At 61.4% G+C, this 20,726-nt stretch carries 14 protein-coding genes and 3 pseudogenes; 9 read left to right on the forward strand and 8 right to left on the reverse strand.

Going from position 1 to position 20,726, the window contains the following annotated elements; genetic code table 11:
* The first annotated feature begins 54 nt into the window (after positions 1 to 54).
* From AMK00_RS29310 to AMK00_RS29335, 6 genes are all read left to right on the forward strand, one after another.
* The gene (locus tag AMK00_RS29310; protein ID WP_064812799.1) at positions 55 to 1,182 is read left to right on the forward strand and encodes an NAD(P)/FAD-dependent oxidoreductase; all 1,128 of its coding nucleotides are present in this window, start codon (positions 55 to 57) and stop codon (positions 1,180 to 1,182) included.
* Entirely contained in the window at positions 1,163 to 1,465 is a 303-nt protein-coding gene (locus AMK00_RS29315; RefSeq protein ID WP_064812800.1) for a (2Fe-2S)-binding protein, read from the forward strand. Before AMK00_RS29310 ends, AMK00_RS29315 begins: the two co-directional genes overlap by 20 nt.
* Positions 1,462 to 2,943, forward strand: coding sequence for an FAD-dependent oxidoreductase (locus tag AMK00_RS29320; RefSeq protein ID WP_064812801.1), 1,482 nt, complete (start codon positions 1,462 to 1,464; stop codon positions 2,941 to 2,943). The genes AMK00_RS29315 and AMK00_RS29320 overlap by 4 nt, the downstream gene beginning before the upstream one ends.
* A gap of 198 nt (positions 2,944 to 3,141) precedes the next feature.
* On the forward strand, positions 3,142 to 4,137 hold the full coding sequence (locus AMK00_RS29325) for an ornithine cyclodeaminase family protein (RefSeq protein ID WP_064812803.1): 996 nt from the start codon (positions 3,142 to 3,144) through the stop codon (positions 4,135 to 4,137).
* The gene (locus AMK00_RS29330) at positions 4,134 to 5,102 is read left to right on the forward strand and encodes a threonine/serine dehydratase (RefSeq protein WP_189637652.1); all 969 of its coding nucleotides are present in this window, start codon (positions 4,134 to 4,136) and stop codon (positions 5,100 to 5,102) included. Before AMK00_RS29325 ends, AMK00_RS29330 begins: the two co-directional genes overlap by 4 nt.
* Before the next feature lie 147 nt (positions 5,103 to 5,249).
* Positions 5,250 to 6,677, forward strand: a complete 1,428-nt coding sequence (locus tag AMK00_RS29335) for an aldehyde dehydrogenase family protein (protein WP_064812807.1) — start codon at positions 5,250 to 5,252, stop codon at positions 6,675 to 6,677.
* A 137-nt stretch (positions 6,678 to 6,814) separates the two neighbouring features.
* On the opposite strand, the pseudogene AMK00_RS29340 reads toward AMK00_RS29335, so the two are convergent.
* Together AMK00_RS29340 and AMK00_RS29345 are read right to left on the reverse strand one after the other, a co-directional pair.
* Positions 6,815 to 7,170, reverse strand: a pseudogene (locus AMK00_RS29340) (cupin domain-containing protein).
* 301 nt (positions 7,171 to 7,471) lie between these two features.
* Positions 7,472 to 7,948: an Lrp/AsnC family transcriptional regulator gene (locus AMK00_RS29345; protein WP_064813213.1), complete on the reverse strand. Its 477-nt coding sequence runs from the start codon at positions 7,946 to 7,948 to the stop codon at positions 7,472 to 7,474.
* A 236-nt stretch (positions 7,949 to 8,184) separates the two neighbouring features.
* On the opposite strand from AMK00_RS29345, the gene AMK00_RS29350 reads away from it, so the two are divergent.
* Positions 8,185 to 9,510: an NAD(P)/FAD-dependent oxidoreductase gene (locus AMK00_RS29350; protein ID WP_064812809.1), complete on the forward strand. Its 1,326-nt coding sequence runs from the start codon at positions 8,185 to 8,187 to the stop codon at positions 9,508 to 9,510.
* Positions 9,511 to 9,599: 89 nt separating this feature from the next.
* Here the strand turns inward: AMK00_RS29350 and AMK00_RS29355 are convergent, their stop codons facing one another.
* The 3 genes from AMK00_RS29355 to AMK00_RS29365 form a co-directional block, all read right to left on the reverse strand.
* The gene (locus tag AMK00_RS29355) at positions 9,600 to 12,140 is read right to left on the reverse strand and encodes a methyl-accepting chemotaxis protein (protein ID WP_064812810.1); all 2,541 of its coding nucleotides are present in this window, start codon (positions 12,138 to 12,140) and stop codon (positions 9,600 to 9,602) included.
* A 458-nt stretch (positions 12,141 to 12,598) separates the two neighbouring features.
* Complete coding sequence (gene putA, locus AMK00_RS29360) at positions 12,599 to 16,306, reverse strand: trifunctional transcriptional regulator/proline dehydrogenase/L-glutamate gamma-semialdehyde dehydrogenase (RefSeq protein WP_064812812.1); 3,708 nt, start codon at positions 16,304 to 16,306, stop codon at positions 12,599 to 12,601.
* A 28-nt stretch (positions 16,307 to 16,334) separates the two neighbouring features.
* A complete protein-coding gene (locus tag AMK00_RS29365) occupies positions 16,335 to 16,541 on the reverse strand; it encodes a hypothetical protein (RefSeq protein WP_064812813.1) in 207 nt (68 codons plus the stop codon).
* 172 nt (positions 16,542 to 16,713) lie between these two features.
* On the opposite strand from AMK00_RS29365, the gene AMK00_RS29370 reads away from it, so the two are divergent.
* Both AMK00_RS29370 and AMK00_RS29375 read left to right on the forward strand, forming a co-directional pair.
* The gene (locus tag AMK00_RS29370; protein WP_064812815.1) at positions 16,714 to 17,208 is read left to right on the forward strand and encodes an Lrp/AsnC family transcriptional regulator; all 495 of its coding nucleotides are present in this window, start codon (positions 16,714 to 16,716) and stop codon (positions 17,206 to 17,208) included.
* 66 nt (positions 17,209 to 17,274) lie between these two features.
* Positions 17,275 to 18,922, forward strand: a pseudogene (locus AMK00_RS29375) (acyltransferase).
* Between the two features lie 172 nt (positions 18,923 to 19,094).
* Here AMK00_RS29375 and AMK00_RS29380 read toward each other — a convergent pair.
* From AMK00_RS29380 to AMK00_RS29390, 3 genes and pseudogenes are all read right to left on the reverse strand, one after another.
* Positions 19,095 to 20,108: a GlxA family transcriptional regulator gene (locus AMK00_RS29380; RefSeq protein ID WP_064812816.1), complete on the reverse strand. Its 1,014-nt coding sequence runs from the start codon at positions 20,106 to 20,108 to the stop codon at positions 19,095 to 19,097.
* A 27-nt stretch (positions 20,109 to 20,135) separates the two neighbouring features.
* Positions 20,136 to 20,247, reverse strand: a pseudogene (locus AMK00_RS33780) (4-hydroxyproline epimerase); the annotation flags it as partial.
* 191 nt (positions 20,248 to 20,438) lie between these two features.
* The gene (locus AMK00_RS29390; RefSeq protein ID WP_064812820.1) at positions 20,439 to 20,672 is read right to left on the reverse strand and encodes a hypothetical protein; all 234 of its coding nucleotides are present in this window, start codon (positions 20,670 to 20,672) and stop codon (positions 20,439 to 20,441) included.
* Positions 20,673 to 20,726: the final 54 nt, after the last annotated feature.

Raw genomic sequence — 20,726 nt, forward strand, 5'->3', positions numbered from 1 at the left:
TGAGTGCCGGCCAGCAAGAGGCCTTTGATATACGCATGGAAGGAAGCTAGCGAAATGGATTACGACGTAATCATCATAGGCGGCGGCCTCGTGGGCGTATCGATTGCCTGGGGTCTGTCCACGTGCGGACAAAGGATTGCCGTCATCGATGAAGGCGATGTGGCAAACAGGGCGGCACGGGCGAATTTCGGTCTCGTATGGAGTTCAAGCAAGGGCCTCGGCAACGCCGCCTATTCGCGGTGGTCGCGAATCTCGACTGCAAACTGGCACCAGTTGGCGGCCGAGCTCAAGGCCGAAACCGGCGTCGACACTGGATTCGTCCAATCGGGCGGCTTCTCAATTCGGCTCACGTCTACGGAGCTGGAACGCGGGATCACATCCATGGCGAAGCTGGCCGGCCAGCCCGGAATGGAGGCGGAAGGAACCCCACCGCTCGAATATGAGATACTCGATCAGGCGGAGACGCGTCGCCGCTTGCCGCTGGTCGGCGAGACCGTGGCAGGGACGATTTTCAGCCCCCTCGATGGACACGTTAATCCGCTGCGGCTGTTCGCAGGCTTTCATAAGGCGCTTAAGCAGCGTGGCGTTCATTATCTGCCGCATCGGCAGACGATTGCGATCAGTCATCGCGCAGGTATGTTCGAATTGGCAGGAGACGGGTGGCGACTCGGTGCCGGCAAGATCGTCCTTGCTGCAGGGATCGGCAACACCGCGCTCGCTCCGATGGTCGGGCTGAACGTTCCGCTCTCGCCCAGCCGCGGCCAGATCATTGTGACCGAGCGGCTGAAGCCTTTCCTAAGCCATGCCACCGGCCATCTGCGGCAGACAGACGAGGGATCTGTGCTGATCGGCGAAAGCAAGGAAACCACAATCGATCACCAGCGGCCGCGCGGGCCGATTACTGCGGTCCTGGCTGAGCGCGCCGTGCGCACATTCCCACTTCTAAAGGACGCCAGTGCAGTGCGGATCTGGGCCGCATTCCGAGTGGTGACGCCGGACGGCTACCCCATTTACGAGCAGTCAGAGAGGTTTCCTGGTGCGTTCGCATGTGCCTGCCATTCCGGCGTGACTCTGGCGGCCAATCATGCGCTGGTCCTGTCGCGGCAGATTTCAGCCGGCGCGCTTTCTGACGATCTTTCCGCATTTCATTCCCGGAGGTTCCATGTTCCGGCGGCTGCCTGACCGAAAGGAGAGTTCAATTTCATTCACATTCAACGGCATGCCGACCATGGCCAGACAAGGCGATAGCGTTGCCGCCGCACTGTTGGCCGCGGGATATGGCAGCACGCGTCGCAGCCCGGTCTCCGGCGCCGCCCGTGGTCCTTACTGCATGATGGGTGTCTGCTTCGAGTGCCTCGTCAAAATCGATGGCCGGCCGAACCAGCAGGGTTGCATGACCAACGTTGCGGAGGGGATGCGGATCGAAACACAGGAGGGCGCGGCCATGCCGAGGCAGGAAGGGTGATTAGAAACATTCAGTCTGCCACCGATCTCGCGCCTGCCTATGACGTCGTCGTCGTTGGCGCGGGCCCTGCCGGCCTCTCGGCAGCCATCGAAGCCTCGATCCACGGTCTCGCGGTTTTGCTCGCCGATGAAAATGAATCCCCTGGCGGGCAGATTTATCGGTCGGTCGAGCATGCATCAGATGCCGACCTCGCCCGCATGGGGCCGGACTACGCTGCCGGGCGGAAGCTCATCGAGCGATTTCGGCAAGGAAATTTGAGCTACGCCCCCCGTGCGACTGTGTGGAGTGTCGGGCCTGCTGACGAAGAATTGGACGGCGCGCATCCGCTCGAGGTCGGGATTTCCCTCGGCGGGATTGCTCGATCGATCGCCGCCCATCGGGTGATCCTCGCAACAGGCGCGCTCGAACGCCCGTTCCCGTTCCCAGGGTGGACCATGCCGGGTGTCATGACGGCGGGAGCGGCGCAGATCTTGATGAAGTCGTCAGGTCTCGTGCCGTCCGGGCGCACCATCCTCGCCGGAACCGGGCCGCTGCTGTACTTAGTGGCAAGCCAGCTTCTCCAGGCAGGCGTAGATGTCATCGCAGTTGTCGACGCCACGCCACGCGAGAACTGGCGTACGGCTCTCGTTCATCTGCCCGCCTTTGTCACCTCACCCCATGCCCTTAAAGGCCTGAAATTTCTCTTCGATGTTCGCCGTAGGGCCCGAGTCGTTCGCGGGGTGACGGCAATCGAGGCCGTCGGGCAGGAAAAATTCAGCGCTCTGCGAGCGAGCAGGGGCAAGAATTCCCTGGAAGTTGAAGGCGACCTTCTCCTCCTGCACCAGGGACTCGCGCCAAACCTCAATCTCACGCTGGCGGCGGGATGCGATTATTACTGGGACGACCATTCGGCCGTTTTCCGCCCGAGCGTCGATGCCTGCGGCGCAAGTTCCGTTCCAGGTGTTTCGATCGCCGGCGATGGGGCCGGCATCGTCGGCGCGGTTGCCTCCGCACTCCAAGGGCAGTTGGCTGGCCTCAATGCCTCATTCGACTTAAACCTCATTGACCGAAATGCCTACGGAGAGCGTCGGACACGGCTCACTCGAGAGCTAGCTCGTGCCATGAGAGGCAGGACGTTCATCGAGCGTCGCTTTCGTTCTGGCGAGAAATTCCGGATTCCAGAGCACGACAGCACCATCGTCTGCCGCTGCGAAGAAATTACGGCTGGCAAGCTGCACGAGGTTGCAGCGCTCGGCGTGCCTGGCCCGAACCAGATGAAGGCGTTCACACGATGTGGAATGGGCCCATGTCAAGGCCGGCTGTGCGGCCTGACTGCGGTCGAACTGCTGGCAAAATGCCGTGGCGGCTCGCCCAGCGAGGCTGGTTACTATCGGCTGCGCCCGCCCATCAAACCAGTGACGCTGGGCGAGCTAGCCGCTTGGCCGCACACGGATGCAGCCATCGTCGCTGTCGCCGGATTCTTAGAAACGCGGCGCTGATGGCGCACAGGACACAATCCATGGGCGCCACCAAGGCGCGGGCCGCACTCTCTGCCAAAAGCTGAGCGCAATATAAAATAATCTGCCTGGGGCTCCGCGCATATGGCTAATAAAGCCAAAACTCGGCGATTATGATGATGGCGGAATTGGGCGGAATAGTCGAAGCGGTGGTTGAATCAAGAAATAGAGAGCTGGTGCATGAAAACGCTGCTGCTTAAAAAGGACGAGGTCAGTCGGCTGATCAGCGTGACGGAAGTCATCGCTGCCGTGGAAGAGGCGTACAAGGCCTTTAGCAGTGATCAGGTTGAACAACCTGACTATATGGGGATAGATCTCCCGTCGCCTCGGGGGGAAATCGACTTTAAGCTTGGCTACTACAAAGCCAATGAAATAATCTCCATGAAAGCCTCTTCCGGCGGGTTCATTGATAACCCGACTGCACACGGAGTGCCCAATGGCATGGCGACGATTTTCCTGTTCGACGCCAGGAGCGGTGCGTTGATTTGCGTTATGGATGGAAGTTTGATTCTTGGTCTCAGAACGGGAGCGTCTGGAGCCGTCTCCGTCAAAGCGCTGGCGAGGAAGAACGCCACGACGGTCGCATCGATCGGCACTGGCAATCAAGCGAGAATGCAAATCCGTTCGATCAACGAGATCATGAAGATCGAGGAGATCCACGCCTGGGACAGCAACCCCGACACGCTCTTCAAATACAAGACGGATATTGAAAGCGAGCTTGGCATTCCTGTCATGATGGCCAATTCAAAAAAGGAGGCCGTCGAGCAGGCCGATATCCTTGTTACCACGACCCGCGGAAAAGGCTCGCTCGTAGAATCGGATTGGGTCAGGCCCGGCACGCACATTGTTGCGATCGGCACGGATCAACAAGGCAAGCAGGAATTGGATCCAGAGATATTCAGGAACGCAAAGCTAGTCGTCGACTCGATGGCGCAGTGCACCGAGAAGGGCGAAACCTGGCATCCCCTGAACAAGAATATCATCACCAAAGACGACATTCATGGTGAAATCGGCGAGATATTGCTGGGAAGGAAACCTGGACGAGAAAGTGATGACGAAATCACGATCTTCGACTCCACGGGCATGGCCATACAGGACAATACGACGGCCAGCAAAATTTATCATAACGCCATAGCCAATAACGTCGGCACCTTCTTTCAGTTTTTCGAGCAATGACCATGCGCAATTTCCCCACCATTCACGACATCCGTGAAGCTCAAGAGCGGCTGAAACCGCACGTCAGACATACCCCCCTATTGCGTGCGGACAAGATTGAGAAAGTGGTTGGTTGTCAGCTCTATCTCAAGCCCGAAACCCTGCAGATTACTGGCGCGTTCAAGATCCGCGGCGCTCTGAACAAGGCTCTCTCGCTCTCCCGAGAAGAGATCGCCAACGGGATCATCGCGACCTCGTCGGGCAACCATGCCCAAGGGCTCGCTTATGCCGCCAGGATGCTGGGTGTGAAAGCGATTTTGGTCCTTCCGGTCACCACGCCCAAGATCAAAATCGAAAACACCAAGGCCCTCGGAGCGGAAGTTATTCTTTTCGACGGCGATACCGCCGCCAGATGGAAAAGGGTGTATGAAATCGCCGAAGAAAACAGATACGCGGCTGTTCACGCTTTTGAGGACCCCATAGTAATGGCCGGTCAGGGAACGATCGGTTGTGAAATATTGCAGGATCTGGAGGATGTGGATACCGTCATCGTTCCCGTAGGGGGCGGAGGGCTGATCTCGGGAATTGCGACCGCCATTAAGGAAACGAAGCCATCCGTGCGGATCATAGGCGCGGAACCTGCGTTGACACCGAAGTATTTCCATAGCCGGATCAACAACGAGCGGACAACGCTTCCCTTGAAGAACACCATTGCCGATGGCTTGAGGATAAGCGTCCCGGGGCAAAACCCCTATCCCATTATCGAAAGATATGTGGACGAGATTGTTCTTGTTGACGACGAACACATCATTGCCGGGATGCGTGCCCTTGCCAAAGATGCAAAATTGATCGCTGAACCGGCCGCCTCCATTGGAATCGGAGCCTTGTTGGCAGGCAGCATACACGTGAAGCCAGAAGAGAAAGTCTGTACGGTGCTGTCCGGCGGGAACTGGGATCTACACGACCTGGCCGAGATCTACAATTAGCGCTGTGATCCATTCAACTTCGGTCAATGCACCACCCGGTCGCCGTTGAAGGTCTGCGATCATCCTTTGGCAAATACAAGCTGTCCGCCGTTCGGCGTATCGCGGACTGCGTTCGTCGGCAGACCAAGCAAGAGATTGGAGCCATCAATGATGCATGCCCACAGGTTCTATATCGACGGTGAGTGGGTCGAACCCTGCGTCTCGAAAACACTCGAAGTCATCGATCCCTCGACGGAGCAGCCGGCGGGCACGATTGCGCTCGGCAGCGCCGCCGACGTGCAGAGGGCGGTCACGGCAGCGCGGGGGGCGTTCGCCTCCTTCTCTCAGACCTCCAAGACCGAGCGCATCGACCTGCTGAAGCGCATAGTGGATATCCTCAAGCGCCGCAATGACGAGCTCGGCGATGTCATCTCGCGGGAAATGGGCGCTCCCCTCGCCATGGCCCGGGCAGAGCAGGCCGGTATCGGAGCTACCCATTTCGAGCAGACGATCAAGGCCATCGAGACTTTTGCCTTCGACTACATGCAGGGCTCTACCCGCATCGTACACGAGCCTATCGGGGTCGTCGCGATGATCAGCCCCTGGAACTGGCCGATCAATCAGATCGCCTGCAAGGTCGCTCCAGCGCTCGCTACGGGATGCACTATGGTCCTGAAGCCATCGGAGATCGCTCCGTTCAGTGCCGTGATCTTCGCCGAGATCATGGATGAGGCCGGCGTGCCGAAAGGCGTCTTCAACCTCGTCCAAGGCGACGGACCTACTGTCGGAACCGCACTGGCCAGCCATCCGGATGTGGATATGGTGTCCTTCACCGGCTCGACGCGGGCCGGCATTGCCGTGGCACAGGCGGCGGCACCGACCGTCAAGCGAGTGCATCAGGAACTCGGCGGCAAGTCGCCGAACATCATCCTGCCCAGCGCCGATTTCGCCGCCGCGGTCAGCGCTGGCGTACGCCGGTGCTTCGGCAATTCCGGCCAGACCTGCACCGCGCCAACGCGGATGCTGGTGCCGGCGTTGCGAATGGAGGAAGCAGGCTTGATCGCCGCGAGGGAAGCGGCTGCGCTCGTCGTCGGCCCGCCCTCGGATCCACGCACCGACCTCGGACCGGTCGCGAGCGGCGCCCAGTTCGACAAGATCCAGACGCTGATCGAACGCGGCATCGCGGAAGGAGCGGAGCTCGTCGCCGGTGGTCCTGGGCGCCCTTCGCATCTCAATTCCGGCTATTACGTGCGCCCGACCGTGTTTGCCCGCGTCACCAATCAGATGACGATCGCACGGGAGGAGATCTTCGGCCCGGTACTATCGATCATCGGCTATGATAGCGAAGAGGAAGCGATCGCGATCGCCAACGACAGCCCCTACGGTCTGGCGGCCTACATTCAGGGAGATCGGCAAGAAGCGCGGGCGCTCGCAGGCAGGCTGCGCGCCGGCACTGTTCGCCTCAACAGCTGCGCCTGGGACAGCGCCGCCCCTTTTGGCGGCTACAAGCAATCAGGCAACGGTCGGGAGTACGGCAAGTTCGGACTGCACGAGTTTAGCGAAACCAAGAGCATCGTCGGCTTCTTGGACGAGTGAATGTCCAAACTTCGGTACGTCCGTTCGGGGATGTTTACGCGAGGCGCTGTAGTAACGTCGGTTCAGGTTTCTGAAGTCGCCTCATCTGGAATTCTCAGGTGCGCCTTTATTCTAGTGGGCGCACCTGAGATCTGCTGTCACTCGTAAACACAAACGTAGATCTTGCGTACGGTCTCAATAGTACGCCAAACCCCAACGAACCCGGGCTTCATGACGAAGCTGTCACCACCCCGATAGGTTTTCGTCTCGCCGCCCTTCTCCTCGATTTCTACGAGGCCCGAAATAATATGGCAGAATTCGTAGGTGGTGCCTTTGATCGAATGATGCTCGCCAGGCGTCGCTTCCCAGACGCCGGTTAACACCTTCTCCACCTTTGAAGCATCCTGGGCCCAGGTCTTGAAAAAGGGATTGCCCGAAATCAGACGCTCCGGCCCAGGACCGCGTCCTTTAGCGCAAAATCCGGATTGGTGTCGATGGTGACCAACAGTGACATGTCATCTTCCTTCTTTGAGAGGCGGTTCTGATCTACGAGGCGAGGGTTGGACTGTTTCCGAGCGCGACAGCTGAGCAGTACGGGCTGCCAATGGCCTCGACCGTCCCGGCCTGCCTCTGGGATGGGTCGTGGTGTCATCCGAGATTAAGGCGATGCGGAAGTCGGCGTTACCGAATAAGGCCTTGTTTCAGTCGTAAATTTCGAAATCTCTCCACGACCCAGCCACACCTGCGGACTGTTGCGACAGCTGTCACCGAGGAGGGCAAGTGCGGATCATACATGCCGGGGCGATCCGCGCTCTCTAATGTGGAAATAAAGTGGTCAGCGGCATATGCGCTTTGATGATCGGAGATTTCAGCACGACGAAGCTGAAATATTTGTCGATGCCGACGTCCATATCGGTGAGCCGTTCCATGATCGTCTGGTATTCGTCTATTCCAGCGGTGACGAATTTCAGCAGATAATCATAGCCGCCCGAAACCAGATGGCATTCGATCACCTGGTCGACCTTCTCGATCGCCCCGAGGAAGCGGGCGAAGTCGATCTGCCGATGGTTTTTGAGGGTAATCTCGGTGAACACGGTCAGCGTCTGCCCGAGTTTGTTGACGTTGATCTGAGCCGAATAACCTTCGATATAACCTTCCGACTGCAGCTTCTTCACCCGCATCAGGCAGGGGCTCGGCGACAGATTGACCAGCTCGGCGAGCTCCACATTGGTGACGCGGCCATTCTTCTGCAGTTCGTAGAGAATTTTTATGTCGATCCGGTCGAGTTTCATCATCACACGCGCCTTCGCTTGCTCGAGATCGCCAACGGCGCAGCAGATTATGCTGCAGCCTTTTGAGCGTCGAGCTTAACACATCACAAAGGGGTGTCGACCGGATTGCAGGACATGCCGAAGCACAAATGGCTGCTGGCTGGCCCGCAAGACGGAATCTTCTGCTGCCGCCTGATGATCTCCGGCAAAGTCGCAGCGGTGAATCCGCTAGACTGGTCTGAAACGGAGACCATGCCATGCCCGCACCGCTCACGCGTGTCGAAACTACAACGAAGCTGCCCGCTGCCGCCGATGCGGTCGTGATCGGCGGCGGCATCGTCGGCGTTTTCGCGGCCTATTATCTGGCCAGGCGCGGATTGAAGGTGGCCCTCGTCGAGAAAGGCCTTGTTGGGGCGGAACAATCGAGCCGCAACTGGGGCTGGTGCCGGCAGCAGAACCGCGATGCCCGTGAATTACCGATGTCGACGAAGAGCCTCGATCTGTGGGAGCGCTTCGCCACCGAAACCGGCGAGGACACCGGCTTCCGCCGTTGCGGCCTCCTCTATCTCAGCAATAGCGAGGAAGAACTTTCCGGCTGGGCCCGCTGGCGCGATTTCGCCCGATCGGTCGGCGTCACGACGCACATGCTAAGCGGCGCGGAAGCCACCGAACGCGGGCGGGCCACCGGCACCGCATGGAAAGGCGGGGTCTTTTCGCCGACCGACGGCACCGCCGATCCTGGAAGAGCCGCGCCTGCCGTCGCGCGTGCGATCCTGAAGCTCGGCGGCACGGTGCATCAATCCTGTGCGGCCCGCGGCCTTGAGATTGAAGGCGGCAGAGTTTCAGGCGTCGTCACGGAGCATGGCACCATCCGGACAAAAATCGCGATCCTGGCCGGCGGCGCCTGGGCCTCGTCCTTCTGCCGCCAGCTCGGCATTCGATTTCCGCAGGCCTCGATCCGCTCGTCGATCCTGTCAGTTTCGCCGGGAGCACCCGGCCTGCCGGATGCGCTGCATACATCAGCGGTATCGGTGACACGTCGCGGCGATGGCGGTTACACGCTGGCGATCAGCGGCCGCGGCCGCGTCGATCCCACGGCGCAGCAGTTTCGTTTCGCGCCGCAGTTCCTGCCGATGTTCGCTCGCCGCTGGCGGAGTCTGGCACCCGGCGGACTGGAGGGATATCGCTCGGGCCATGAATCTCTGGCACGCTGGCGACTCGACAGGCCGACGCCGATGGAGCGCATGCGCATCCTCGACCCGGCGGTCGACCAGGCTACCATTGCCCTGACGCATTCACGGGCGCTCAAGCTGCTGCCCGCCTTGAAGAACACCGAAATCAACGCCGCCTGGGCAGGCTATATCGACAGCACGCCGGACGGCGTGCCGGCGATCGGCGAAATCGCCACGCTTCCAGGTTTCATCTTCGCTGCGGGCTTCAGCGGCCATGGCTTCGGCATCGGACCCGGCGCCGGTCGTCTGATTGCCGACATCGTCACCGGCGATGAGCCGATCGTCGATCCCAGGCCCTATCATCCCAACCGCTTCGCGGCCTCCGCCTGGGGCAAAGTCGCCGACTTCTAGAGCGCCGTGCGTCCGTGCGGACCCACAAAGGACCCTCTCACTCTTTAGATCTCCGCGTGCCGCGCAAAAAAATCCGAAGGTCGGGCCACTCAAGAGGCCACGGCCATCCGCGGGCTCACGGCAGAGGAAGCCCTGCGGCCGTCGGCGGTTTGAAAGCGGGAGATGCGTTCGTTCAGCAGTTCCACCTGCTGCCGCAGCCGGTGAATCTCGGCGGTGTTTTCCTCGACCATAGCGGCGTTGTGCTGGGTGATATGCTCGATGTCGCGAACGGCGTTATTGACCTCGTCGATGCCTTTGTACTGCGTGCTGGTCGCTGTCGAGATGACCTGCACCAGCCCATTGATCGAGGTGAAGTGTTCCATGATCGCCGATAGCGCCTGGCCGGTCTCCTCGACGAGCTTGACGCCGGTGCCGACCTGCGATGCGCTGTTGGAGATGAGACCCTTGATCTCGCGGGCGGCGGTGGCGCAACGCTGCGCAAGCTCGCGCACCTCCTGAGCGACGACGGCAAAGCCCCTGCCTGCCTCTCCTGCCCGCGCCGCCTCTACCCCGGCATTGAGGGCGAGAAGATTGGTCTGGAAGGCGATCTCGTCGATGACCCCGATAATGCTGGTGACCTTGTCCGACGACCGGTTGATGGCGTCCATGGCCTCGACGGCCTTGGCGACGACGGCCGCGGAATGCTCCGCCTGCCGATGCGCCTCGGCGACGGAAATCGATGTCTGGCGCGCGTTTTCCGCGGTCGTACGAACGCTGGCAGTCAGTTCGCCGAGCACGCGTGAACTGTCTTCGAGGGCGGCCGCCTGCTGTTCCGTGCGCCGCGCCAGATCGTCGGCCGCACCGGAAAGATTGGTGCTGCCCTCGGCGATTTCGTAGGTGGTGTTGCGGACCTCGGCGAGTGTGCGGCGGAGCGCATCGATCGCCTGGTTGTAGGTCTTGGCCATTGCGACATAATCGGCGGCCAGTTCCTCACTCATCACCGCGGCGAGGTTGCCGTCGGCGAGTTTGCCGAGCATGTCGGACAGCGCGTCCAGGGCCTCGCTCTGCTCGGCTTCGATGCGTGCCTGCTCGGCTGCGCGGCGGGCCTGTTCCTCTTCGTCGCGTGCCCTGTTCGCTTCAGCGACCTCTTCGAGCCGCGTCTTTTCGAGCGCCTGGTCGCGGAAGACGGTGACGGAGCGGATCATATCGCCGATTTCATCGCCGCGCTTGCCATCGCCGATCGGAACATTAAGATCGCCGGCGGCAAGTCTGGTCATCGTCTGGGTGATCCGCTTCAGCGGCCCGCGCAGCGTTTCGATCAGCATGAGGCCGCCGATAATGGCCAGCACGGTGCCGACAATCATCGCCGCGAGCGACATCGTGGCCGAACGCTGGCTGATGTCCTTGCCGCTCTCCTGCGCGGTGCTGACGAATTGCTCCAGAGTATGGCTTGCAGCGGCCACGAGTTCGGTTGCCGCCCCCCTCTCTGCCCGCCACCGGTCTGCGACCGATATCAGCAGCGACGTGTCCTTTTCGATCGTGGCGAGGGATGGCTCGATCTTCTTCGCAAGGTCCTGCAAGGCGGCGTTTTTACCGCTCAAGGGTACGAGCTGTGCAGCGTTTTCGCGCAGCGCCTTGAGATCGGCGAGAACGGCGTCCCGGGCTTCGGCATCGACCCGTCTGTTCAGTTCACTCAGGTGCAGGCGCAGATCGTCGATCGATTTGAAAGCGGTGCTGACGATCGCCACCATTGAGCGAAGCGTGCCAATGTTCGCATCCATGCCGACAAAACGCTCGATTGCGGTATCCGCATTGCCTGAGGCGAGCTTGACGAACTTCTCCTCGAAGCCTTGCAGATCCTGGTCGACGGGAGCATAGCCCTCGAGCGTAATGTTGGCGCTGTCCTTGGCCATCGCCGCGAGCTTGTCCAGCACCGGCTTCAGCGCGGCAATCTGGCTTTGGGCCTTGTCGGAGGCGACTGCGGCGCTGCCGCCAACCTCCTTGACCAGCGGCGGCAGGAGGCTGCCGAGAGCGCCGGCGATATCCGCGGGTGCAGTCGCCTGCGCCGTCGCCTTGCGCAATTTCGCAATCCGCTGAGCGATGTTCTTGTAGGCGGAGGCATCGAGAAGAAGCGCCCGGACGAAGGCTTCCTTTCCGTTCGCCTGATCCTGAAGGACGTCGAGCTGCTTGCGGGCGGTCTGGCTTTCCTTGAAAAGCTGCGCCACCGCCGCGTCGATCGCCTGTTCTTTACTCGCCCGCTCCTGAGCCACGGCCCAAAGCGCGTCGGCGCTACCCTGCATCTTGCCTCCGAGGTCGCGCACCGCCGCGATCTGCTGCTTCTGGGACGGATCGATCAACATGGCATCGAGCGTCGCCGCACCCTTCTCCTGATCGGAGATGCTGGCGATCAGCCGATCGCGCGTGGCCGCCGTCGGAAGATCGGTAAAGGCTGTCAGCGAGGATCTGAGCTGCTGGAAACTGGAAAGCGTGTCGATCGTCTGCCGCGTCAAAGTCATCTGGCCCTTGAGCGTGCCGGCGGTGAAATAGCCGAAAAGCCCGATGCCCGCTATGAGGACGATCAGAGGCACCACAAAGAAGAGAACCTTCGTGACGATCCGCATGCGCTGCAACAGTCGATCAATCAATGCCATAAGAAAGCCCCGCCCCCAGGAATGGTCACGCCTGATGGCGCGACGATAGCCGCAACTGCTAAAAAAATGGTCAATAGTGTCGAGTTTGTTCGGAGTCGCTTAATGCGTAACCGAGGCTCCATTTTCCGCATCCTCAGGTTCGCTGATAAACCTCGCTCTTTACTCGACGTTATCCTCGGCTTGTGCCACTGCAGACGCTTCCTGCGAATTGAGACACGAGCAGGAGCTCAATCTCAGGCGACATCCCGACACCGGAGATCGACGCAGCCTCTCCGTTCCCTCACAGCGTCTGGTAGTGCACGTCCCCTCTCCCCATCAGAACGGGGAGAGGTTAGGGTGAGGGGCAATCGCAACGCGAATCGGACAGCCATGGCACAAGCCAGAGCATGACGACAGAGGAGTTGTAGCCTTGGGCCGGAGGCTTGAAGAGCGCATATTTCCGCGCTCACCCTGCCCACTCAGCCGATCGCCATCAGGCTGGCATTGCCGCCGGCAGCGGCGGTGTTGATCGAGGTCGACACTTCCTCCAGCAGCCAGTTGAGGCAATAGGCTTCCGGGTCGCTCGCCAGTTCCTCGCTCGTCGCGGCCTGAACCAAGAGAAGCGGACCGGGCAGCGCGGCGATCTTCCGGTTGACGGCAAGAACTCTGTCGCGATCTCCTTCGACGAGCGCACCGGAAAACGGCCCGTCCTTTTCCCAATCCGATGTCCAGGAAAGGCGGCCGGCCACAGCCGCCGGAAGATCCGCCAGAACCGACTTCGATATCGAGCCCGCGTCGACGACGACGTGGTTGCCTGTGGAGAGGACGGCGGCGATCTGGCGATGCAGTCCGCTTTCCGTCTGCGGCACGAGCAGGATACGGCCGCGAGGATGGAGCGCGTAGAGATTGCGTTCGCCGACGGGGCCGGTGAGCTCACGTTCGAGGCCGAGCGCCGAGCGGCTCGCATAGCCGCGCGCCACCTCCCCTTCCGCCGTCAGACCTTTCTTATCGAGCCAGACGATGTAATCGCGAAGCGCGAGGTCGGTATGAACGGAATCCTGCTGCGGCGGCACTGGCGCGCGCTGCACCAGCCGGCCGATATAGAGCGGACCGCCGGCCTTCGGGCCGGTTCCCGACAGGCCGCGACCGCCGAAAGGCTGCACGCCGACGATCGCGCCGATGATGTTGCGGTTGACGTAGAGATTGCCTGCCTTGATGCGGCTCGTCACATGGGCAATCGTTTCGTCGAGCCGGGTGTGAAGCCCGAATGTGAGGCCGTAGCCAGAGGCGTTGATATCGTCGATCAGCCGGTCGAGGCCGTTCCGCTTGAAGCGGACGACATGCAGGACCGGACCGAAGACCTCCTTCGTCAGGTCCGAAAGCGACTTGATCTCGATGATCGTCGGCGGAACGAAGGTGCCTTTTGCAGCGCTTTGCGGCAGCGGCAGCTGCTCCACCTTGCGCCCGGCCCCGCGCATCGCTTCGATATGCTGGTCGATTTCCGCCTTGGCGCCGTCGTTGATGACTGGCCCGACATCGATGCTCAGCCGATCGGTGCGGCCGATGGTCAACTCACGGAAGGCGCCTTTCAGCATGGCGAGCGTCCTGTCGGCGACGTCGTCCTGCAGGCAGAGAACACGCAGCGCCGAGCAGCGCTGGCCAGCGCTGTCGAAAGCCGATGTCACGACGTCGGCCACAACCTGTTCGGCCAAAGCCGAGGAGTCGACGATCATGCCGTTCTGGCCGCCGGTTTCGGCGATCAGCGGGATCGGCTTGCCGGTTGCCGACAGGCGCTCGGCGAGCTGCGCCTGGATCATGCGGGCAACTTCGGTCGAGCCGGTAAACATGACGCCGGCCGTTTGTTGCGCCCCAACCATGCCGGCGCCGAGGCGGCCGCTGCCGGGCACGAATTGGAGGGCTCCAACCGGCACGCCGGCCTCGTGGAGGATCTTGACGCTCTCCGAGGCGATGATCGGCGTGACACCGGCGGGCTTCGCCAGCACGGGATTGCCGGCGACGAGTGCTGCTGCAACTTGGCCGGTGAAGATCGCCAGCGGGAAATTCCACGGGCTGATGCAGACGATCGGGCCGAGCGGCAGATGCGACGGCCCGAGGGTCTTGCGCGCCTGATCGGCGTAATAGCGCAGGAAGTCGACCGCTTCGCGCACTTCGCCGACCGCGTTGGCCGCGGATTTGCCGGCCTCACGCATGATGATGCCCATCAGCACCTTGATGCGGGCCTGCATGATGTCGGCGGCCCGATCGAGACATGCGGCGCGCTCTGCCGGCGGCACAGCCGCCCATTGCGGCGCATAGGCGGCCGCCATCGCAACGACACGACCCGCCTCTTCGACCTTCAGCTCGGTGACGGTGCCGACGACGTCGCGGTGATCGGCGGGATTGAGGACGTCGCGCGTCACCCCGTCGGTAGAACCGTCAGCGAGGATCGGAAGCGCATGCCAGGGGCTCTCGGCGGTGGAGGCGAGCGCCTGCGCCAGATCCGTGAGCGTGGTCTCGTTCGAGAGATCGAGCCCGCTCGAATTGGCGCGGGCGCTGCCGTAAAGCGCCTTGGGCGCGGCGATCTGCACATGTGGGGCGCCGACGACGGGCATGGCCGCGACGGTCTCGGCCGGATCGGCGATCAGTGACTCGACCGAAACATTCTGATCGGAAATGCGATGCACGAAGGAGGAGTTGGCGCCGTTTTCGAGCAGGCGGCGGACGAGATAGGCAAGCAGCGTCTCATGCGTCCCAACGGGGGCATAGATGCGGCAGGGCCGGTCGAGCTTCTCCTTGCCGACGACCTCGTCATAGAGCGGTTCACCCATGCCGTGCAGGCACTGGAACTCGTATTTGCCGACCGCGAAATCAGGCCCCGCCAGATGATAGATCGTGGCCAGCGTCTGCGCATTGTGGGTGGCGAACTGGGGGAAAACGGCATCGGCGGCGGCAAGCAGCTTGCGTGCGCAGGCGATGTAGGCGACGTCCGTATAGATCTTGCGGGTATAGACCGGATAGTCGTCGAGACCATCCAGCTGGGCGCGCTTGATCTCCGCATCCCAATAGGCGCCCTTGACGAGACGCACCATCATCCGGCGCCCGGAGCGGCGGGCCAGATCGACGATATAGTCGAGCACGAAGGGGCAGCGCTTGCCATAGGCCTGCACCACGAAGCCGAGCCCGTTCCAGCCGGAAAGTTCCGGAGCAAAGCAGAGTTCTTCGAGAAGATCGAGCGACAGCTCCAGCCGGTCGGCTTCCTCGGCATCGATATTGAGGCCGATATCATAGCTCTTGGCCAGAACGGCGAGCGCCTTGACCTTCGGCAGCAGCTCGCTCATCACCCGGTCGGCCTGCGCTCTCACATAACGCGGGTGCAGAGCCGAAAGCTTGATCGAAATGCCCGGGCCGTCGTAGATGCCGCGCCCAGCCGCCGCCTTGCCGATGGCATGGATCGCCTTCTCGTAATCCTTGAAATAGCGCTCGGCGTCTGCTGCGGTCGTCGCCGCCTCGCCCAGCATGTCGTAGGAATAGCGAAAGCCCTTGGCCTCCAGCGGACGAGCGCGCTTCAGCGCCTCCTCGATTGTTTCGCCGGTGACGAACTGCTCGCCCATCATGCGCATCGCCATATCGACGCCGCGGCGGATCACCGGCTCGCCGGCGCGCGCGATCAGCCGCGTCAGCGCCGCCGACAGGCTGCGGTCGTTGACCGTCGAGGTGAGCTTGCCGGTGACGACGAGACCCCAGGTAGCGGCGTTGACGAACATCGATTTGCCGCCGCCGATATGCGAGGTCCAGTTACCCTCGGCGATCTTGTCGCGGATCAGCGCGTCGCGGGTATCCGTATCGGGAATGCGCAGCAGTGCCTCGGCAAGGCACATCAGCGCGACGCCTTCCTGGCTGGAAAGCGAATATTCCTGCACCAGTCCTTCGACGCCAGTGCCCTTGTGCTTGGCGCGCAGCACCTCGATCAGCGTGCGGGCAGTGCTGCGGATGTCATAGCGCTTCGCCTCGGAAACACGCGCGGCAGCAACAAGCGGCGGCAGGCATTCGGTTTCCGGACGGCGATAGGCCGCCGTGATCGCCTGGCGAAGTTCCGACTGCGGCCGGATCGGCGGCGCGAAGGCGGCAAATGGCGCGCCCTCAGCGGGATCATTGGAGGAGGCGGGGTCGATCGCTGCGTTCAACATGAGAGTCCCTGATCAGTGAATGTTTCGTCTAACGGATAAATGGAACACCGGGCTCGTCATCCCAGGTGGCATCGTCCGTAAAAATCGGGCCGGAATATTCCGTCTCGCGGAGCGGGCGCGCATTGGGCTTGTCGCGCTTGAGGGTGAATGCGGCTGCGACCGCTCTTATCGCCACCGGCCGGTAGTAAGCGAGCAGATCCGGTTTTTGATCGCCATCCGCTTTTCCCTCACGCATCCATGATCTCCCTTTTCAAGCGTCGCAGATACCGATTCCGGCAATCGCCGAGCGGCTGCGCCCTTCCTCCCATTCCCGAGGCATAATCTACCACAGTCGCGAGTCGCGATCTCACTTGATTTCAGCCGTTTCCACGCTGTATGAACTTATAAACCGAGCACCGAGAGTTCAAATGGCCACAGAAACCGACGTCTTTAGTGAATTGGACCAATTCGACAGAAAGATCCTCGCGGCACTCGCCGAGGACGGCAGGCTGTCGATCACCGATCTCGCGGCGCGCGTCGGGCTTTCGAAGACGCCGTGCCAGATTCGCTTCAAGCGACTGATCAGCGACGGCTACATCGAAGGCTTCAAGGCCGTCCTCAATCCGTCGAAAATGCAGCTCGACCACATCGCCTTCGTCGAGGTGAAGCTCTCCGATACCCGCGAGGATGCGCTGAGGAGCTTCAACGAGGCCATCAAAAAGATCAGAGAAGTCGAAGAGTGCCACATGATCGCCGGCCGGTTCGACTATCTCCTGAAGATCCGCACCCGCGACATCGGCCGTTATCGCCGCGTCCTCGGCGAGCGCATCTCGACGCTGCCCCATGTTGCCAACACCTCGACGAATGTGGCGATGGAGACGATCAAGGAAGGTTGGGACAAGTTCGGGTCGAGCCTTTCGTGAACGGCGGGGTTGCCGACAGTTACGCCAAGCCAATATTCGGCCACTGAAGCGCAGGTGAGGGTCAAAATGGATCAGGCCAATAGTCCGCAGGGCTCGGCGAGCGAACAGAGGGAAGCACGCCGGCTGCAATATCTTCCCTGGGAACGCAGTGCGTCGGACCTAGATCATCCTGCCCATCTCGCCCGCAAGGCTGAGCTTCGGCGATCATGCGGCGCTGAATTGGCCGCGACGTCCTATATCGCCGAACATGCGGCGGTTTTCACCGAAAGCCTGACAATGGGCGAGCGGTATTGCCGAGCACGCGCTCGTGCGGGGCGACGTGGTCCTCGGCGACGATTGCAGCGTGAATCCTTTTGCCTGCGTTTCCGGCAAGGTGACCTGCGGCAATGGGGTCAGGATTGCCTCCCATGCCTCGATCGTCGGCTTCAATCATGGCTTCGACGATCCCGATCGACCCATCCATCGTCAGGGCGTCGTCAGCATCGGCATCATTATCGGCGACGATGTCTGGATCGGCGCCAATTGCGTGATCCTCGATGGCGTCACGATCGGCAACGGCGCCGTGATCGCCGCCGGAGCGGTGGTCACGCAAGACATTCCTGCGCTAGCGATTGCCGGCGGTGTACCGGCAAAAGTGCTGCGGAGCCGGGGGGCATCTGCGAGGAAATCCGGCACTGGAGAGATCGAAGATCAATTGGGCAGGCTCGGGCAGAAGGCGAAAGCGCAATGGCCCGATATTCTTGGCCGTTGGAAAACACCCGAAGGCTATGAATCGCTGGAAGCGGACGGCGTCAGGCGCCCGGCGATCCGGCATCTCTGCGATGCCATCGAGATTGCGGCCGGCTTCGGGCATCTGCCGCCCGGATTCGATCTGTCGCAGACCGTCGAGCGTCTCCAGAGCCTGCAGGATCGGGAGACCGGCCTTTTCCCGCAAGAACATTCGCCCGGGCATGGCCGGGCGTTGCGGGAGGATCCGAAGGCACTCTACAACGTGCTTTCGGTCGGCTATGCGCTTGAACTGCTTGGTTCCGGGCCACGGCACCCGATCCAGGCGGTGCAGCTCGACGCCAAAGAGCTGGAGCAATGGCTGAACGCCCTGCCCTGGCCGAGCAGGGCGTGGCATGCCGGCAGCGTGGTCGATGCGATCGGAACCGCCCTCTATTTCAATAGCAGGTCTTTCGGCATCAGAGGTCCAAGACAGGCGCTGTTCGAGTGGCTGAACCGCAAGGCCGACAGCGTCTCGGGCCTGTGGGGACAGCCGACAGCACTGGAGGGATGGCTCCAGCCGGTGAACGGTTTTTATCGCCTGACGCGCGGCACATACGCCCAGTTCGGGATTCCGCTTCCGCACCCGCACGCCACGCTCGAAACGGTTCACCTCAACTATCGCAACCACAAGGGCTTCGTTGCCGAGAAATACAATGCCTGCAACCTGCTCGATACGATCCATCCGCTCACGCTGATTGCCCGGCAGACCGATTACCGCCGCGCCGATGGCGAGGCGGTCGCCCGCAGCCTCATCTCGCGGGCGCTGGACAGATGGCGGGATGGCGAAGGCTTTCCATTTGCCGACGGCGGCGAAGCGAGCCTGCAGGGAACTGAGATGTGGCTTTCGGTCATTCACCTGGCGGCCGATTTCCTCGGCCTCGCGGACCAGTTCGCCTTTGTCCCCAAGGGGGTTCACCGGACGTCAACTCCGGGGCTCGGCCTCTGATCAGCCGTGCAGCGATAGTAGGTTATGCCGCTAGGCATTGTGTTCAACGCCGAAAGCTGATTGCCGAGGTCCAAAAGTATCAAACTGGAACTCGCACTGGTCACATCATGCCAGCCAGGCAGGAAGACAGCTTTCCAGCCCCGGGAGGTCTGAGCGTTGGCGCGAAATCGCTTCAGTGCGCCCTCAAGGCCGCCGCGCGATGCTGCGAGGGCGTCTGCCCGAATGTGCGCTTGAACGTCCGCGTGAACTGCGAGGCGTTTTCGAACCCGACGTCCAATGCGATCTCGATGAGCGGCGCCTTTGACTGGGCAAGGATCGATTTTGCCCGCTCCATGCGGACGCGGTTGTAGGCCTTGGCAGGCGACATTCCCGTCTTTTCGATGAAGATCCGCTCCAGTTGCCGCCTTGAGAGGCCGACCATGGCGGCGAGCTTCTCGATCGGCATGCTGCCGTCGACGAACTGCTCCATGGTGATCATCGCCGCCTTGACTCGAGCGTCGTCATAGTCGTCATAGAGCGGACGCCTCGGCTGAATATCCGATGGCGTTCGGGCCTTCTCGATCTGAAGCACCTCGAGGGCGTTTCGTTCGGCGTCGCGGCTGATGTACTTCCTCACCAGCAGTGCCGCCATATCGGCACTGCTGCTGCCACCCGCGCAGGATCCGCGCTGACGATCGAGATTGAAGAGCCGATCGGAGCGGACGGCAAGCTCCGGAAAGCGCTCGCGGAACTCCTTGTAATGCAGCCAGCTGACGCAGGATTCATGCCGCTTCATCAGGCCCGCGGCGGCAAGGATGAACGTACCGGTGCACACGCCGATCAGCGGCACCTTCTTGGCATCCGCCTGCTTGAGGAAGGTGATGGTCTGCTGGTCGACGGGGTTCTCCACGCTCAGAAGGCCGCCGACGACGGCGATATAATCGAAGCGCGCGGGATCGACGAAGTCCGACGTCGGAGCGACCTGGACACCGCAGCTCGAAGTGATCAGGTGCCGCGTGCTGCCGATCACCTGCCAGTCGGCAAGCACCCGTCCGGACCGGTCCTGCTCGTCGCTGGCTAGCCGCAGCGTATCCACGAACAGCGCAAAGGCGGACAGCGTGAACGACCGCGATAGAACGAAGCCCACCTTCAGCCGGGCCACCTGCTTCGTGCCATCGTCTACCAATCGATGCTGTTCAGGTCGCATGTTCATCTCCTGGCCCTCCAAACGCGCTCATCGAATCTGAAAACCGTTCGCCAGCGGATCGCGCGTCGACGAAAATAGTATTGCTCCCGATCACCCGCGGCCAGCCCCCGATACTCCGAATGTCGGTATAAGGTACGATGTTCGATGACGGGCGGGGCCGTTTCGAACATTAAGGCAAGTGCTGCGAACAGCGGATGAAGGTTGGCATCGAGCCAATCGGCGGCCGAAACCAGGAAAGCGCCGGGCGAAGCCCGCGAGTCCGAATTATTCATGACTTCTTCCCAGTTTACCGGTGAGCGGCGCTCTGCCTTGTTCGGTCAATCGCCATGATCATACCACGACCGTAATTGCTGTAGTGATGGAGGTCGCGATATCGACCGTCCTGATCGCGCCGCAGATTATTTCTCGTCGCCGGCGTGAACCAGTAATGCCCGCGACGGGCGAGTCCAACGCCGTCATCAGGCTCAGGTCGATCCCCGCCATGATGGTCGGAACCGCAAAAGGAGCACGGAAGTCGAACAACATCGTTGCCGCCCCGCAGAAAGCCTTCCACAAAGTCTTCACTGTTGTTACTCCTGGTTTTCGTTCCCATTCTCATTGAAGCCTGCGAACGGCAGT

The sequence above is a fragment of the Rhizobium sp. N621 genome (assembly GCF_001664325.1).
Lineage (GTDB): Bacteria > Pseudomonadota > Alphaproteobacteria > Rhizobiales > Rhizobiaceae > Rhizobium > Rhizobium esperanzae.

Bases quoted from the DNA above. Each gene is read 5' to 3' on its own strand.
- AMK00_RS29310 (WP_064812799.1), top strand. From the start codon at position 55: ATGGATTACGACGTAATCATCATAGGCGGCGGCCTCGTGGGCGTATCG.
- AMK00_RS29315 (WP_064812800.1), top strand. From the start codon at position 1,163: ATGTTCCGGCGGCTGCCTGACCGAAAGGAGAGTTCAATTTCATTCACA.
- AMK00_RS29325 (WP_064812803.1), top strand. From the start codon at position 3,142: ATGAAAACGCTGCTGCTTAAAAAGGACGAGGTCAGTCGGCTGATCAGC.
- AMK00_RS29330 (WP_189637652.1), top strand. From the start codon at position 4,134: ATGACCATGCGCAATTTCCCCACCATTCACGACATCCGTGAAGCTCAA.
- AMK00_RS29335 (WP_064812807.1), top strand. From the start codon at position 5,250: ATGATGCATGCCCACAGGTTCTATATCGACGGTGAGTGGGTCGAACCC.
- AMK00_RS29345 (WP_064813213.1), bottom strand. From the start codon at position 7,948: ATGAAACTCGACCGGATCGACATAAAAATTCTCTACGAACTGCAGAAG.
- AMK00_RS29350 (WP_064812809.1), top strand. From the start codon at position 8,185: ATGCCCGCACCGCTCACGCGTGTCGAAACTACAACGAAGCTGCCCGCT.
- AMK00_RS29355 (WP_064812810.1), bottom strand. From the start codon at position 12,140: ATGGCATTGATTGATCGACTGTTGCAGCGCATGCGGATCGTCACGAAG.
- putA (WP_064812812.1), bottom strand. From the start codon at position 16,306: ATGTTGAACGCAGCGATCGACCCCGCCTCCTCCAATGATCCCGCTGAG.
- AMK00_RS29365 (WP_064812813.1), bottom strand. From the start codon at position 16,541: ATGCGTGAGGGAAAAGCGGATGGCGATCAAAAACCGGATCTGCTCGCT.
- AMK00_RS29370 (WP_064812815.1), top strand. From the start codon at position 16,714: ATGGCCACAGAAACCGACGTCTTTAGTGAATTGGACCAATTCGACAGA.
- AMK00_RS29380 (WP_064812816.1), bottom strand. From the start codon at position 20,108: ATGCGACCTGAACAGCATCGATTGGTAGACGATGGCACGAAGCAGGTG.